Here is a 14,542-nt window from a genome sequence, read left to right on the forward strand (position 1 = left end):
CTAAACCACAGCGAGGTCTAGATGCCCACCGGTAAGGTCAAGTTCTACGACGAAGAAAAAGGGTTCGGCTTCATCACCTCCGATGACGGTCACGAGGTCTTTCTCCACGCCTCTGCGCTGCCCGCCGGAACCACGGTGAAGGCCGGCGCGAAACTGGAGTTCGGCATCGCCGACGGCAAGCGCGGCGCACAGGCGCTGTCCGTGCGCGTGATCGAAGCGCCGCCGAGCATGTCCAAGCTCAACCGCAAGCCGGCCGACGACATGGCGATCATCGTCGAAGATCTCGTGAAGTTGCTCGACGGGATTGGCGCGAACCTGCGTCGCGGCCGCTACCCCGAGAGCTCGCACAGCCACAAGATTGCAGCGATGCTGCGGAAAGTTGCAGAAGAACTGGATGCCTGATCCCGAAGACAGCATGCTGCACGCCGACGCCAGTGCTCAGGTTGTACCGGCTGACATCCTGCCGGCTGAGGTCGTTCCGGTCGTCGACGAGGTTCTGCTCGCCGCGGTGGACGTGGCGCGCGCCGCGCTCGAAGAGATCACTCCGGCGGATTCGATCGGCCGGCTGCTCGGCCACATCGTGGAGGGCGAGCGTGTTGTGTCGCTGCTCTTTGACTGCACGCTGCCGGGTTACCCGGGCTGGCAGTGGACGGTGACCCTGGCGCGCACCGATGAGAACGCCGAACCGACCGTGCTCGAAACCGAACTCATGCCGGGCGAGTATGCCTTGACGGCGCCCGACTGGGTGCCGTGGTCGGACCGCCTGATGGACGGCGAAGGCGACGATGAGTCGGACGACGACAGCGACGACGAATCCGATGACGACGACGAGTCCGACCCCGACGATGAGTCCGAGGACGGCAGCGACGACGAGTCGGACGACGACGACGATGAAGACGACGACGAGCCCGACGACGGCTTCGACGCAGACCGCGCCGACGATCATCTCGACGGCATCGACTTCGACGAGGCGCTAGCGGCGCCGCACCTGCACCCAGACAAGTCCGAATAGCCCCAGTCCCACGCCGATCACGGCGCACCAGATCCACCAGGCCAGGCCGGCGGCGGTGATCTGGTCGCGCCAGATCAGCGCCGCGACGAGCGCGAGAACCCACACGACGGTGCCCGCCAGGTAAGCCTTGCGGGCATCCGTGCGTGCGGGAAGCGGGTCAGGCCGACGTTCGCTGTCTTTCAACCAGAGACGCATACCCGACCCGCTTCCGTGAGAATTCGCTAGTTTCCGAGGTGTCCCACGACGTGCTCGATGGACGCGACGAGCTTGCGCACGTCATGGGGGTCGATCGCCGTGAAGGTGGCCACGCGCAGCTGGTTGCGGCCGAGCTTGCGGTACGGCTCGGTGTCGAGAATGCCGTTGGCACGCAGGATCTTGCTCACGGCCGAGGCATCGACGGAGTCGACGAAGTCGATCGTGGCGACGACCTGCGAGCGGTGGGTCGGGTCGGCCACGAAAGGCGTGGCGTAGTCGACGCTCTCGGCCCAGTCGTACAGAACGGATGACGATTCCTGCGTGCGCGCAGAGGCCCACGACAGCCCGCCGCTTGTGTTGATCCAGTCGATCTGGCTTTCGAGCAGCAGGAGGGTCGTGAGGGCCGGGGTGTTGAGGGTCTGGTTGAGACGCGAGTTGTCGATTGCGTTCTTCAGACTCAGGAATTCCGGGATGTAGCGTCCGCTCGCGTGGATGCGCTCGACGCGTTCGATCGCCGCGGGGGAGAAGAGGGCGAGCCAGAGGCCGCCGTCGGAGGCGAGGTTCTTCTGCGGGGCGAAGTAGTAGACATCCGCTTGGTCGGCGGCGAAGTCGATGCCCGCGGCGGCGCTCGTGGCGTCAATTACGGTGAGGGCGCCCTCGTCGGCGACGACGCGCCTGACGGGGGCCATGACCCCGGTCGACGTTTCGTTCTGGGGCCAGGCATACACGTCGACGCCCTCGCGGGCGACGAACTCGCTGCGCGACCCGGTGGGGGCGCTCACCACGTCGGGGGCTTCGAGGAACGGTGCGGCGGCGGCCTTGGCGAACTTGCCGCCGAACTCACCGAAGACGAGGTGCTGGCTGCGCTTTTCGATCAGGGAGAAGACGGCGGCGTCCCAGAAGGCGGTGGATCCGCCGTTGCCGAGCACAACCTCATAGCCTTCGGGAATGTCGAAGAGCTCGGCGAGCCCGGCGCGCACGCGGCCGACGAGGTCTTTCACGGGGGGCTGGCGGTGGCTTGTGCCCAGAATTCCGGTCGCGAATCCGATCAGGTGGTCGAGTTGTTCGCGGCGGATTTTCGATGGGCCGCAGCCGAATCGTCCGTCGAGGGGCAGCAGTTCAGTGGGAATCATCAGGTCCGGCATGAGGCGATTCTAGCGGCGCGCGTAGCGGCGGGTAGTCTTGTGACACCGGATACCGGCCGTGCAGCGGCCCAGAGAGAGGCTGCGAATGACTGATTTGATCGACACCACCGAGATGTACTTGCGCACCATTCTGGACCTCGAGGAAGAGCAAATCGTTCCCCTACGCGCCCGAATCTCAGAGCGCCTCGGTCACTCCGGCCCCACGGTGTCGCAGACCGTGGGTCGCATGGAGCGCGACGGACTCGTGGTGGTGTCGAATGATCGCCACCTCGAGCTCACCGGGGAAGGCCGCCTGAAGGCCGTGCACGTGATGCGCAAGCACCGTCTCGCCGAGCGCCTGCTCAGCGACGTGATCGGACTTGAGTGGGAGTTCGTGCACGACGAGGCCTGTCGCTGGGAACACGTGATGAGCGAGCAGGTCGAACGCAAGATCCTGGAGATTCTCGGACACCCCACGGAGTCCCCGTACGGCAACCCCATTCCCGGGCTCGATGAGTTCGGCGATTCGCCTGCCGTGGCGTTCATGGCCGGTGTCACCAACCTCCTAACCCTCGTGGCGAGCTCGCCCGAACCGGTGACCGCGGTAATCCGTCGCCTGGGGGAACCGGTTCAGTTCGACCCCGAACTTTTGCTCCAGCTCAAGCAGTCCGGAGTCATGCCGGGAGCAACGGGTATGTTTTCGGCCGTTGGGTCGTACGTTCTGGTAAAGGTCGAAGGTTTCGGGAATGGCCTGGAGCTGCCGAACGAAATGGCCGGTCACATCTTCGTGACGACGCCCGTCGCATCCGCGTAATCACGGCCTTTCCGCCCCTGAATGGGACGACGGATGCCGCGGGCCGGGCGGTCCCAATCGTCCCGTTGCCGCGTGCGCCCCGTTACCAATTCGTTAGAAAAGTTGCCCTCAGAGTGACAAACAGACCGGTGTCACGTAACCTCGGGGATGTCCCACAGACCGGAAATCGGTCGAAGGGCCCTCGGCAAGACGCCAGACTCACCCGTCTCTTGCTGCGGTACACACCCGCGACTAGCGAAGTGGACGGGGCAACTACCTAGTGTTGTCGAGGCGTCGGAGGATAACTTTGGCCGCATTAGGAATGAGAAGGTCCCGTCGTGGGACGACGCCGACACCCGATTCACTCGAAAAAGTGAACACGTCGGTCGATCGTCACACCGGACGCCGTGCCGCCCCGAAGCGAGCACGACGCGGTGGCGTCAGCAACATCGTCATCATGACTCTCGCCAGCGGCCTCGTTGCCACGATGGCCTTGCCCGCCTACGCGTTCGCGCCGGGATCCAATGAGGCCACGTTCGAGGCGTCCGCCTCGACGCAGGCGACCAAGGCCGGCGCACAGGCCGTCGAGGTCGACGCCCAGGCAGCAACCGTGAGTGTGGCCCGTGAGGGCTTCACCGCCACAACGCCCGAAGAGATTCAGGCCGCCGCAACCGCCGCCGCCGCGGAGGCCCGCCGCGTCGCGGTGGCCTCGCAGCGCACCAGCTATGCAAGCGCGTACACGGGTCCCTCCGCAGCCGACTTCCTCGCGAACCCGAGTCACCCGGCGTTCGACCTGCAGGCCGTGTTCAACAAGGCCTCCGAGTATCAGGGCGTTCCCTACGTCTATGGCGGAGCGACTCCGGCCGGTTTCGACTGCTCCGGCTTCATCATGTACGTCTACGCCCAGTTCGGCATCAGCATGCCGCACTCGTCCACCGGCCAGGGTGCCATGGGCACGCGCATCGCCGAGGAGGACGCCCTTCCCGGTGACCTCGTGATCATGCCAGGCCACGACGGTTTCTACGCCGGCAACGGCAATATCCTGCACGCGCCCTACACCGGCCAGAACGTGCGCATCCAGCCCATCTGGTCCGACGACTACTACATCGTGCGCATCGGAATCTAAGAACCGCCAGATATGAACATTGTGTAACACAGTGGCGTCCCGTCTATCGCGGGACGCCACTTGTGCGTTAACCTGATGTTTCGGTTGTTTTCAGGCTTGGGAGAGATGATGCACGAGCTACGCACGATCCACACCATGGATCAGCGCGTCGATTCTGTGCGTCGTCATAGTTGTCAGACAGTAACGAGCCACTCCGTGGCCTGAAAGGCGTTGTCATTCGTGACAGCGTCTTTTTTTGTTTGATCGCTCGTTCCCACCTGCTTACGACAGAAAAGCAGTTCGAATGGCTGGAAGCCGTCCAGTCTCCTTCGAAAGGGAGCGCATGCGAACACTGGTCCTCAACGCGGGGTACGAGCCCCTCGCCGTGGTGAGCTACAAGCGGGCACTGATTCTGGTGATGAACCAGAAGGCGACGATCGTGCAGTCCGATCGGGGGCATCCGGTCTTCGCCTCCTCGGGCTCCTGGGATCGGCCGAGCGTTATTCTGCTCACCCGCTACGTGCGACTTCCCCGCGGACGGATCGTGCCGGTGAGCCGGCGCGGCGTGCTGCGCCGCGACAATCACCGCTGCTGCTACTGCGGTAAGTCCGCCGCCACCATCGACCACATCCTGCCGCGCTCGCGCGGCGGGCGCGATACCTGGGACAACCTCGCCGCCTGCTGTCTCACGTGCAACAACTCCAAGAGCGACCACACTCCGGCCGAGATGGGCTGGAGCCTGCGTTTTCTCCCACGGATGCCGCAGGGCGCGACCTGGGTCGTGCGCGGCGTGGAGCATCCGCTCGAGCAGTGGGACGAATACCTGGCCACCGCAGCCGCGTAGCCCGCCCTCCGTCTACGCCGCGCCGGCGGCGCGCGCCCGAACGGTCGGGCGCGCCCGCTACAGCGTTAGCGCCCCGCGCTAACGGCGCCGGGCCCACCGACGCGCGCCCGTATGGCGGCGCGCGCTCGCTCGAGCGTTAGCGCCCCGCGAGAGCGGCGCCCGATCCGCGTATCGTTAGCGTGCGGGCTCCCCAGCCCGACCAACAGCACGCCGGAGGGAACCGACATGAGAATCAACATCACCAGCGTGCTCGTCGACGATCAGGACAAGGCGCTGCGGTTCTACACCGACGTGCTGGGTTTTGTGAAGAAGCATGACATTCCCCTGGGCGGCGAGGACCGATGGCTGACCGTGGTATCGCCGGAGAACCTCGAGGGCACCGAGCTGCTCCTCGAGCCCAGCGGCCACCCCGCAGCGAAGCCGTTCAAGGACGCCCTGGTGGCCGACGGTATCCCGTTCACGCAGTTTGCCGTCGACGACGTCACTGCCGAGTATGAGCGGATGCGCGCACTCGGCGTGCGCTTCACGCAAGAGCCCACGGTTATGGGACCGGTGACCACCGCCGTGCTCGATGACACCTGCGGCAACCTGATCCAAATCGTGCACATGGCCGATTAGCCGCCCCTCACCCCACCGCGGATCTCGTCAGCGGCGGGTGCCACGCGTCACTCGCGCGCCTTGAGTGAGCGAGCCGAGCGTTGTGAGCGGCTAAACTTGCTGCACCAGCCTCTGTAGCTCAACGGAAGAGCAGTTCCGTCCTAAGGAAACGGTTGGGGGTTCGAATCCCTCCAGGGGCACCACGTCAGCATCCGGCACGGCTCGGCGCACAACCGGAGCTTCTGAGACACGGCTGGAAGGTCGGCCGATGCACCCGGTCTGTCAGAAAAATCGCCGGTTTTAGGTAGCCTCAGCGCCTGGACAGCCTCCTCCCTGGGGCCGGCGCTTCCGTATCTCCCTCGAACGCTGTGCACTATGCTGGGCGTCTTGGATCACACCACCGAACGGGGATACCGTGAGCGACACCTTCAGCAAAGAGGAAAAAGCCGCGATGAGGGCGGCGGCTGCCGAAGCCAAGGCTGCAAAAGCAGGGGCCGACCTGGAGGCGGCCTGCCTCGCAGCGATCGCCGAGCTGTCTGGCACAGACAAAGAATTGGCGGAGACATTTCACCAGCTGGTCACGACCCACACCAGCCTGGCGGCGAAGACGTGGTACGGCATGCCCGCCTACGCCAACAACGACGGCAAGGTGGTGACCTTCTTCCAGAGTGCCGCTAAGTTCAAGGTTCGATATGCCACGATCGGGTTTCAGCCCGACGCGAAACTCGATGAGGGCACCTTCTGGCCGACCTCCTTTGCTGTGACCCAGCTCACCGCCGCCGATCAGAAGCAGCTGGTGGAATTGCTGAAGAGGGCCGTCGGTTAGAAACGGCACGCGTATCCGCTCGTAAACCGGAGTTTCAGCGACCCGCCTTACGGCGCAAGCCCGGTCTGAGGATCGGGTTGCGGAGTCTCGATTGCGCCGTCGTCGCGCCCCGGCCGGCGGTGGCGACCGTCGCGTTACGAGCACATTAAGAAGGAGCGGATGCGTCGTGGCATCAAAATTTGCCTGACTAGTGTGTATATATGAGCTTTTCGAACGCACCGAGCACGACGTACCTGCAAAAGCTTGAGGCCGAAACGGCTCGAAAGATGCAGACCTATGAGTCGGTGCCGTCGCGCTTCGCCGGAGCACCAGCCCCGCTCGCCACGGCCGTCGAGGCGGAGGTGAACGCCCTCGCGGCCGACCTGCACGACATCGTGCACACCCTGCACGCCGACCCTGAGACCGCCTTCGCAGAGCACCGCAGCGCAGCATTCCTCGTGCAGGTGCTCGCCAGCCACGGCATCGACGCACAGCTCGGCGTGCACGGGCTCGACACTGCGATCCGCGCCGAGATCGGTTCGGACGCTCGTTCGCAGAGCGGCCCGGCTATCGGCATTCTCAGCGAGTACGACGCGCTTCCCGACGTGGGCCATGGGTGTGGCCACAATGTGATCGCCGCGACGGGCCTCGGAGCCTTCCTCGCGCTCGCCAACACTCTCAAGCACAACCCCGACGCCTTCGACGGCCGGGTCGTGTTTCTTGGCACTCCCGCCGAGGAGGGGTCTTCCGGTAAAGAAGTCATGGCCCGGAACGGCGCCTTCGACGGGCTCGACGCCGCCATCATGGTTCACCCGTACGGCTACGACCTCGCCGATCAGGTGTGGCTCGGCCGCCGCGTGCTGACCGTAACCTTCAGGGGTGTGGCGGCACACGCATCCGCTCAGCCCTTCATGGGACGCAACGCCCTCGATGCCGCCACGCTCGCGTACCAGGCGATCGGCCTGTTACGCCAACAGCTGCCGCCGGTCGACAGAGTTCACGCGGTCATTGCCGAGGGCGGCACCAGGCCGAGCATCATTCCCGAGCGGGCCGTGCTCAAAATCTACGCGCGATCGAAGTTCGCAGAGACCCTCAAAGACCTCAGCGCCCGCCTGAACGACATCGCCGACGGTGCCGCACTGATGACCGGCACAAGCGTCGAGATTGATTGGGACGAACATGCCCCCTCCCTGCCGGTGCGCACGAACAACGCGCTCACCGGGCGCTGGGTCGCCGCGCAGCAGCGCCGCGGTCGCAGCCCGCTGCCGCTCGGCGTGGTCTCCGAGACCATCGCCGCCTCGACGGACTTCGGCAACGTGAGCCACCGTATTCCGGGCATCCACCCGCTGATCAAGATCGCCGCATCCGATGTGGCCCTGCACACCCACGAATTCGCGGCGGCCGCAGCAACGGATGCCGCTGAGCTCGGTGCCCTCGACGGCGCCAGCGGCCTGGCCCTGACTGCCCTCGACTTTCTCTGCGACGCCGAGCTGCGCCGGAGCGTGGCAGACGAGTTCGCGGCGCAGGGCGGCCCGGTCGACGTGCCGCATTTCTTCGACTGACGTTTCTCGCGGGTCACCAGCACCGATCTCCTGACTCACCGACCGTCCGGCTCGATCCATAGCAAGGTCCCCAGCAAGGTAGGTTCCATGTCATCAGTAGCACCGTCTTCAGCTCCGCCGCTCACCCGTCGCACTGTCGTGATCGATCGCCTGCTGGGCGGCATCGAGCGGGTGGGCAATAAGCTGCCGGACCCGTTCATGTTGTTCCTGATTCTGTTCGCGCTCACCGCCGTGGCTTCCACGGCGATGGCGTGGGCCGACGTCTCCGTGCAGGTGCCCGGAAGTGACGAGGTCGCCGAGATCAAGGGATTCTTCACCGCAGAGGGGCTCACCTGGTTCACCCAGAACATTGGGGCTAACTACCTCGGCTTCCCGCCGCTGGCGACCGTGCTGCCCATCCTCCTCGCGGTCGGCGTCGCCGAGAAGTCTGGTTTGCTCGCGGCGCTCATTCGCCGGGCGTTCGGCTCCGCTCCGCGCTGGTCGCTCCCGTACGCCGTGGCATTTGTGGGGGTCATGGGATCGATCATGTCCGACGCCGCCTTCGTGGTGATTCCCCCGCTCGCCGCCCTTGTCTTCAAGGCCGCTGGCCGACATCCCGTGGCCGGTCTGCTGGGAGGGTTCGCTGCCGTGGGCGCGGGCTACTCCACGTCGATGTTCGTGACCAGCCTCGATGCGCTCTTTGCCGGTATCACGACCTCGGTTACGGTGAATCTGCCGAACGCGGGATCGGCCGTGACCCCCGTGTCGAATTACTTCTTCAACGTGGTCTCATCGTTGGTGCTCGTTGCCCTCGCGGGCTTCATCATCGACAAGGTGCTCGAACCCCGCATCGGCCGCATCGGCATCTCCCGCGACGAGCTGGTCGACGATGACGCTCCCTCGACCGACACCGCTCTGAGCACCACGCTGACAGCCACCGAACTGCGCGGCCTGCGCTGGTCTTTCGTGACCGGGCTGATCGTTGCCGCGGTGATTCTCGCCGGCGTGCTCCTGCCCGACTCGCCGTGGCGCAACGAAGACGGGGGGTTTCTGCCGAGGTCGCCACTGCTGAGCTCGATTGTCTTCATCGTCTTCGCCATGTTCGTGATTCCCGGGTTGGTGTACGGCAAGATCACCGGCACCATCGCGAAGGGGAGTGACGTGCCGCGAGTGATGGGCCAGGCGGTGAAAGACATGAGCGGGTTCCTGGTACTCGCGTTTATTCTCGGCCAGTTCATCGCCCTCTTCAACTTCTCCGGAATCGGCAGCTGGATCGCCGTCGCCGGGGCGGGCGGCCTCGAGGCGATCGGCCTCACCGGTTTCCCGGCGATCCTCGGGTTCGTGCTGCTGGCGTCACTGCTGAACCTCTTCATCATCTCGGGGTCGGCAATGTGGACTCTGATGGCCGCCGTATTCGTGCCGCTGTTCGTGCTGCTCGGCTACGAACCCGCGTTCATTCAGGGAGCCTTTCGGGTGGGGGACTCGGCCACTCAGGTGCTCACTCCGCTGAACCCCTACATGATCGTGCTGCTCACCATGCTGCGCAAGTACGAGCCGCAGGCCGGGCTCGGTACCGTGATCGCGCGCATGCTGCCGTTCGCGGTGACGTTCTGGATCGCCTGGGTCGCAGTGCTGAGCGTCTTCTACTTCCTCGACCTCCCGATGGGCCCGGGCAACGGCATCATGATCCCGCAGTAGGACTTGGCGCAGGAATACTGCGCACCGCCGTCTCCTTTGAGTCAGTGCAACCCGAAAGGAAATATCTCCATGAGTTCTGCCCCGCCGAAGATCTACGCCCTGCATGAGAACCCGGAGTGGTTTCCGCCGTTCACGAGGGCCTTCGAAGCCGAGGGCATGGAGGTGGAGGAATGGCTGCTCACCGACGGTGTTCTGGACTTGGATGCGGTACCGCCGGAGGGCGTCTTCTGGTCGCGCATCAGCGCATCCGCTCACACCCGCGACCACGGACTGTCGAAAGATTACGCGCGTGCCGTGCTGGCCTGGCTGGAGGCGCACGGTCGTCGCACCGTGAACGGTCGGCGCGTACTCGAACTGGAGATGAGCAAGGTCGAGCAGCTGATGGCGCTCAAGGCCGCCGGCATCGACACCCCGCGCACGGTGGCAGCGGTTGGCCGCGAGCAGATTCTCGCCGCCGCGCACGACTTTCCGACCCCATTCATGACCAAGCACAACCAGGGCGGCAAGGGTCTGGGCGTGCGCAAGTTCACCAGCCACGCCGAGCTCGCCGACTACGTGGCGAGCGACGAGTTTGAGGAGCCACAGGACGGCATCACGCTCATTCAGGAGTACATCCAGGCGAAGGAACCGTTCATCACCCGGGTCGAGATCGTGGGCGGCGAGTTCATGTACGCCGTGAAGGCCGATACCGCGCGCGGCGGCTTCCAACTCTGCCCAGCGGATGCCTGCGCCATCGACCCGATCACCCTCCAGCCGATCATGCCGCCCGGAGCCACCATTGCCCCCGTGGCCGGTCAGCAGCTGTTCAGCCTGCGCGAGGACTTCGACCACTCGATCATCGACAAGTACCTCGAGTTCGCGCGCCGCAACGGGCTCGAAGTCTGCGGCATCGAATTCATCGAAGCCGAAGACGGCCGCGTGCTCACGTACGACGTGAACACCAACACGAACTACAACGCCGTCGTGGAGGCCGAGGCCCCGCGCTCGGCTCCGTTTGCCCTCGCCCGGTACCTCAAGGGCCTCGCGGCCTGAGTCGTCTCGCTCGGGTCAGGAGGCGTCGAGCGACCTGAGCAGCTTGTCGACCGAGGTCATGGCGCCACCGAGCACAGCGGGGATACCGCCGCCGGGATGCACTGATGCACCCACGCGCCACAACCACGGACGCTTCCGGCTCGTGTAGCCCGGGCGGTGGAACGGCCCGCTCTTCCAGAGGGGGCGCCTCGCGCCGTACAGGGCGCCGCCGGTCGAACCCCACGTGGAGAAGTGCCCGGGATCGAGGATCTCGTAGCCGCTCATCAGCTCGGTGATGGGACGGGAGAGCCCCACGGCGGCGCTGACCCGCTCGACTTCCCGCCGCACGAATTCGTCGTCGAGGGTGTACGCGCGTCCGTCGGCCGGGGCGGTGAGCAACACGGCCACGGTGGCCTGTTCATTGGGATAGATCTCGTGGGGGCGGTAGTAGTTGACGAACGCCATCGTCTGGTCGGGGGTGGATCCGGCCTCGAGGCTGCGGTGCAGCGCCGCCGGATCGTCGGGAAGCACCACTGAATGCGTGGCCGTTTCCGCGGGAAGGAGTTCCCTGAGCACGCCGTAAATCGCCACGCCCGAGCAGGACAACGCCGCCGGTGTGCGCGGAACACCGTCGTCCAGCAGGATATCCAGAACGCCGGAATCGAGTCCGCTGACAACCACGTCGGCTCGATACTCGGCCACGGCCGTGCGCACGACCCCCGGCGCGACCGACAGAACGGGCTCCCCGAGCTGAATCCGGGCGCCGGCCCCCCTCGCCAGGCGTTCGAGGGCGAGCGGCAGCTCGTGCACGCCGCCGTTCGGCACGAAGACGCCGTCGCGGGCCATGACCGCGGGCATGCTGGCGTAGAGCGCGAGCGTGTGCCGCGGCGAGACGCCGGCGTTCAGGGTGTGAATCGCGATGATCTCGCGTAATCCGGCGGGCATCCACGTCAGCCCGTCGAGAAAGCGCCGGGTCGTCAGTCGCGCACCGTAGCGGCGAAAGACGTCGCGCACGGCGGGGAGGGACTTCGGGTCGGCCGGGTCTGCCGTAAGCAAGGTGGCCATGCTCGCCCCAAGTCCGCCGTGCTCGCGTTCGAACCGCACCCAGGCCGCCCGCCACGGGTGGCCTTCCGGCACCGGAAGGGTGGCCGTCTCGCCGCGGAAGACGTAGCGCCCCACCTCGGGCAGGCGCTGCAGCGAGATGGCGGTGAGGGCCGCGGCATCCGTCGCCGTTGCGGTTCCGGCCGCCGCGGCCAGGGTGTCGCAGCGGCGCAGGAGCTCCTGCCAGATTTGCGGGAACGTCACGAGCGAGGGTCCGGTGTCGATGCGCTGGCCGTTGACATGGATGCGACGGCTCTTGCCGCCCACGTGCTCTTGCCCCTCGAGAACGGTGACGGTGTGGCCGGCGCTCGCGAGCAGCGCGGCGGCGGCGAGCCCGCCCAAACCCGCGCCCAGCACGACGATTCGCTTCGCGGCGACGGATGGGGTCATGAGAACTCTCCTAGAACGAGGGAAACGACGAGCTGGGCGCCGGCGACGGATCCGGCGACGTAGGGGAACGCGATGGAGTATCGGTACAGTCGACGCCCCGTGGCCGGTCGTGGCGCACGGTAGAGCGAAACAACGAGCCAGCCGGCAATGGCCGCGTTCACGGCGGCGACCGGCAGGCTGACGAGGGCGAAGCACGCGGTGGAGAGCACCCACCACGCCCCACTCCACACGGCCGCGCCGCGCGGTCCGAGATGCACCGCCGTGGTGACGATGCCGGCGTCGCGGTCTTCTTCGATGTCCTGCACCGCGTCGAAGGTGTGCTTGGCTACGCTCCACGTCATCAGGCCGATCGCTGCGGCCCAGACCGGTTTCTCGCCGAAGGCCAGAGGAACGAAGACGAGGGGGAACGCGTAGGCGGCATTGCTGAGCGAGTCCAGGTAGCGTCGGGCTTTGAAGCGCAGCGGGGGAGCAGAGTAGAAGATGAAGATCAGAATGTAGGCGGCGATCCAGGCCAGTGCGGGCGCCGGCAACACGAACAGGAAGTATGCGACAAACGGAATGTTGGTCAGCGCGACACCGAGGAGAATGGGTCGTGACTCGGAACGAGCGATGCGGGCTCCCTCGAGACCGCCCTTTCGGCTGTTCTGAGCGTCGGTTTCCTGGTCGAAGATGTCGTTCACACCGTAGATCAGCAGGTTGAACGGGAGCGTCGCCCAGAGCAGTAGTGGAACCACGTCCCAGCGCCACAGGTCCCCGACCAGCCACATGCCGACCACCGTCGTGCCGATGGTGTTCACCCAGAGCACCGGTCGGGAGATCAGAAGCAGGCGCGAGAGCATTTTTTCACTATAACGGGCGCGTCCAACCTCGGGCTGTGTCCGCCCGGGTGCCCCTCGGTGTGCCGCGGGCACCCGCGCGCGGTACGGAGAATCGGACCAACCTGCCCCGTGCTGTATCTTCCCGACGCGCGGACTGCCAGCATGGGAGTGTCGGCGCGTTCGCATCGACTCTGAGGAGCCCCATGTTCACCCTGGCAGACCTGCGAATTCCCGTGATTGCGGCACCCATGGCCGGGGGCACATCCACTCCACACCTGGTTGTCGCCGTCGGCCATGAGGGTGGCCTCGGCTTCCTGGCCGCCGGCTACAAGACACCGGACGTGCTCGAGCGGCAGATCGCCGCCGTGCGCGGCGACAGCCGGCATCCGTTTGGGGTCAATGTGTTCCTGCCGCAGGCACCGCCCACCGATCTGGCCGGCGTCGAGCGGTACCGTCGGGCGCTCGAGCCCGCCGCGCTGGCCCGCGGTGTCACGCTGCCGCCCACCCGCGTCGACGACGACTGGTTCGCCGAGAAGGTCGACCTCCTGGTCGGCCTGCGCGTGCCCGTGGTGTCGTTCACGTTTGGGTTGCCGTCGGCCGACGTCGTCGCCCGCCTGCACAGCGTGGGCACGAGCGTGGTCGCCACGGTCACCTCTGTCGACGAGGCGATCCAGTCCGAGAGCCGCGGCGTCGACGCGCTGTGCGTGCAGGGACCCGACGCCGGCGGGCACCGCGGCACCTTCAACACATCCGACAAGCCTGAAAGTATTCCGCTGCCGGTGCTCGTGGCAGCCGTTCTCGACAGTGTGACGTTGCCGATTGTGGCGGCCGGAGGCATCCGCTCTGGCGAGCAGATTGCGGAGCTGCTCGCCGGCGGGGCGACCGCCGTGCAGCTGGGCACGGCGTTTCTGCGCACCGACGAATCGGGCGCGCAGCATGCCCACAAAGATGCCCTCGCCGACCCGAGGTTCACCAGCACCGTGATCACCCGGGCATTCTCCGGCCGCGCCGCCCGCGGTTTGCTCAACGCGTTTATCACCGAACACGACGCGGGGGCACCGTGGGCATACCCGCAGGTGCACCACCTCACGGCGGTTCTTCGAGCGGATGCCGGCCGTCGCGGCGACCCCGAGGGTCTGGCCCTCTGGGCCGGTACCGGCTACCGTTCCGCCACCGCGGAGCCTGCAGCGGATGTGCTCACCCGGCTCTGGCAGGAGGCGTGCGCCTGATTCGCTACGCGATGCGGCAGAACGACAGGGCGCGCGGAGTCGTTCCCGTGGCCGGGGCCACGAGAACGCTGCCTCTCGCGAGCGTCGTGCTCGCGGTCGTGGTTCCTCCCGCAGGCATCGTGTTGGGCCACGTCAGCCTCGATCGCATCGCACGGGGTCTCGTCGCCGGGCGAGGATTGGCGGCCGGGGCCCTCGTGGTTGGATACGTCGTGCTGGCGCTGGAGCTCATCGCCGTGTCGATGGCCTATCAGGCCAACATCTGGGGCTGAGCGCCGGCGG

The 14,542-nt window shown here is 66.1% G+C and carries 16 protein-coding genes and 1 tRNA gene; 13 read left to right on the forward strand and 4 right to left on the reverse strand.

Features of this window, described 5'->3' with window-relative positions:
- Positions 1–21: 21 nt before the first annotated feature.
- Together BJ997_RS01420 and BJ997_RS01425 are read left to right on the forward strand one after the other, a co-directional pair.
- Positions 22–402, forward strand: a complete 381-nt coding sequence (locus BJ997_RS01420) for a cold-shock protein (RefSeq protein WP_035834957.1) — start codon at positions 22–24, stop codon at positions 400–402.
- A complete protein-coding gene (locus tag BJ997_RS01425) occupies positions 395–1,012 on the forward strand; it encodes a DUF3027 domain-containing protein (protein WP_084141006.1) in 618 nt (205 codons plus the stop codon). Before BJ997_RS01420 ends, BJ997_RS01425 begins: the two co-directional genes overlap by 8 nt.
- Here BJ997_RS01425 and BJ997_RS01430 read toward each other — a convergent pair.
- Positions 974–1,207, reverse strand: coding sequence for a DUF2530 domain-containing protein (locus BJ997_RS01430; RefSeq protein ID WP_035834958.1), 234 nt, complete (start codon positions 1,205–1,207; stop codon positions 974–976). The genes BJ997_RS01425 and BJ997_RS01430 overlap by 39 nt on opposite strands.
- Positions 1,208–1,233: 26 nt before the next feature.
- Positions 1,234–2,352 (reverse strand): phosphoserine transaminase, encoded by a 1,119-nt coding sequence (gene serC / locus BJ997_RS01435; RefSeq protein WP_035834959.1) that lies wholly within the window; start codon positions 2,350–2,352, stop codon positions 1,234–1,236.
- 85 nt (positions 2,353–2,437) lie between these two features.
- On the opposite strand from serC, the gene BJ997_RS01440 reads away from it, so the two are divergent.
- From BJ997_RS01440 to BJ997_RS01480, 9 genes are all read left to right on the forward strand, one after another.
- Positions 2,438–3,145 carry an iron-dependent transcriptional repressor DtxR gene (locus BJ997_RS01440; RefSeq protein ID WP_035834960.1) on the forward strand — a complete coding sequence of 236 codons (708 nt, stop codon included), beginning with the start codon at positions 2,438–2,440 and terminating at the stop codon, positions 3,143–3,145.
- Positions 3,146–3,497: 352 nt separating this feature from the next.
- Complete coding sequence (locus BJ997_RS21695; protein WP_052541896.1) at positions 3,498–4,250, forward strand: C40 family peptidase; 753 nt, start codon at positions 3,498–3,500, stop codon at positions 4,248–4,250.
- Positions 4,251–4,572: 322 nt separating this feature from the next.
- Positions 4,573–5,073, forward strand: a complete 501-nt coding sequence (locus BJ997_RS01450) for an HNH endonuclease (RefSeq protein WP_035834961.1) — start codon at positions 4,573–4,575, stop codon at positions 5,071–5,073.
- A gap of 225 nt (positions 5,074–5,298) precedes the next feature.
- Positions 5,299–5,691 (forward strand): VOC family protein, encoded by a 393-nt coding sequence (locus BJ997_RS01455; RefSeq protein WP_035834963.1) that lies wholly within the window; start codon positions 5,299–5,301, stop codon positions 5,689–5,691.
- Between the two features lie 107 nt (positions 5,692–5,798).
- Positions 5,799–5,873: transfer RNA gene (locus BJ997_RS01460), tRNA-Arg, on the forward strand.
- Positions 5,874–6,085: 212 nt separating this feature from the next.
- Positions 6,086–6,496, forward strand: coding sequence for a hypothetical protein (locus BJ997_RS01465; RefSeq protein ID WP_201771686.1), 411 nt, complete (start codon positions 6,086–6,088; stop codon positions 6,494–6,496).
- Between the two features lie 200 nt (positions 6,497–6,696).
- Entirely contained in the window at positions 6,697–8,037 is a 1,341-nt protein-coding gene (locus tag BJ997_RS01470; protein WP_035834966.1) for a M20 family metallopeptidase, read from the forward strand.
- Positions 8,038–8,124: 87 nt separating this feature from the next.
- Positions 8,125–9,714 (forward strand): AbgT family transporter, encoded by a 1,590-nt coding sequence (locus BJ997_RS01475; protein ID WP_084141008.1) that lies wholly within the window; start codon positions 8,125–8,127, stop codon positions 9,712–9,714.
- Positions 9,715–9,783: 69 nt separating this feature from the next.
- Positions 9,784–10,746, forward strand: coding sequence for an ATP-grasp domain-containing protein (locus tag BJ997_RS01480; protein WP_035834967.1), 963 nt, complete (start codon positions 9,784–9,786; stop codon positions 10,744–10,746).
- Positions 10,747–10,761: 15 nt separating this feature from the next.
- Here the strand turns inward: BJ997_RS01480 and BJ997_RS01485 are convergent, their stop codons facing one another.
- Positions 10,762–12,216 carry a phytoene desaturase family protein gene (locus BJ997_RS01485; protein ID WP_035834969.1) on the reverse strand — a complete coding sequence of 485 codons (1,455 nt, stop codon included), beginning with the start codon at positions 12,214–12,216 and terminating at the stop codon, positions 10,762–10,764.
- On the reverse strand, positions 12,213–13,055 hold the full coding sequence (locus tag BJ997_RS01490) for a UbiA family prenyltransferase (protein ID WP_035834971.1): 843 nt from the start codon (positions 13,053–13,055) through the stop codon (positions 12,213–12,215). The genes BJ997_RS01485 and BJ997_RS01490 overlap by 4 nt, the downstream gene beginning before the upstream one ends.
- 182 nt (positions 13,056–13,237) lie before the next feature.
- Here BJ997_RS01490 and BJ997_RS01495 point away from each other — a divergent pair, with 182 nt between their 5' ends.
- Both BJ997_RS01495 and BJ997_RS01500 read left to right on the forward strand, forming a co-directional pair.
- Positions 13,238–14,263, forward strand: coding sequence for an NAD(P)H-dependent flavin oxidoreductase (locus tag BJ997_RS01495; RefSeq protein ID WP_035834973.1), 1,026 nt, complete (start codon positions 13,238–13,240; stop codon positions 14,261–14,263).
- The gene (locus BJ997_RS01500; protein ID WP_035834974.1) at positions 14,254–14,532 is read left to right on the forward strand and encodes a DUF4190 domain-containing protein; all 279 of its coding nucleotides are present in this window, start codon (positions 14,254–14,256) and stop codon (positions 14,530–14,532) included. The genes BJ997_RS01495 and BJ997_RS01500 overlap by 10 nt, the downstream gene beginning before the upstream one ends.
- The last annotated feature ends 10 nt before the right edge of the window (positions 14,533–14,542 follow it).

The sequence above is a fragment of the Cryobacterium roopkundense genome, from assembly GCF_014200405.1.
In the GTDB taxonomy this organism is placed as follows: Bacteria; Actinomycetota; Actinomycetes; order Actinomycetales; family Microbacteriaceae; genus Cryobacterium; species Cryobacterium roopkundense.

Coding starts and splice junctions, on each gene's coding strand:
- BJ997_RS01420 (WP_035834957.1), top strand. CDS start 22: ATGCCCACCGGTAAGGTCAAGTTCTACGACGAAGAAAAAGGGTTCGGC.
- BJ997_RS01425 (WP_084141006.1), top strand. CDS start 395: ATGCCTGATCCCGAAGACAGCATGCTGCACGCCGACGCCAGTGCTCAG.
- BJ997_RS01430 (WP_035834958.1), bottom strand. CDS start 1,207: ATGCGTCTCTGGTTGAAAGACAGCGAACGTCGGCCTGACCCGCTTCCC.
- serC (WP_035834959.1), bottom strand. CDS start 2,352: ATGCCGGACCTGATGATTCCCACTGAACTGCTGCCCCTCGACGGACGA.
- BJ997_RS01440 (WP_035834960.1), top strand. CDS start 2,438: ATGACTGATTTGATCGACACCACCGAGATGTACTTGCGCACCATTCTG.
- BJ997_RS01450 (WP_035834961.1), top strand. CDS start 4,573: ATGCGAACACTGGTCCTCAACGCGGGGTACGAGCCCCTCGCCGTGGTG.
- BJ997_RS01455 (WP_035834963.1), top strand. CDS start 5,299: ATGAGAATCAACATCACCAGCGTGCTCGTCGACGATCAGGACAAGGCG.
- BJ997_RS01470 (WP_035834966.1), top strand. CDS start 6,697: ATGAGCTTTTCGAACGCACCGAGCACGACGTACCTGCAAAAGCTTGAG.
- BJ997_RS01475 (WP_084141008.1), top strand. CDS start 8,125: ATGTCATCAGTAGCACCGTCTTCAGCTCCGCCGCTCACCCGTCGCACT.
- BJ997_RS01480 (WP_035834967.1), top strand. CDS start 9,784: ATGAGTTCTGCCCCGCCGAAGATCTACGCCCTGCATGAGAACCCGGAG.
- BJ997_RS01485 (WP_035834969.1), bottom strand. CDS start 12,216: ATGACCCCATCCGTCGCCGCGAAGCGAATCGTCGTGCTGGGCGCGGGT.
- BJ997_RS01490 (WP_035834971.1), bottom strand. CDS start 13,055: ATGCTCTCGCGCCTGCTTCTGATCTCCCGACCGGTGCTCTGGGTGAAC.
- BJ997_RS01495 (WP_035834973.1), top strand. CDS start 13,238: ATGTTCACCCTGGCAGACCTGCGAATTCCCGTGATTGCGGCACCCATG.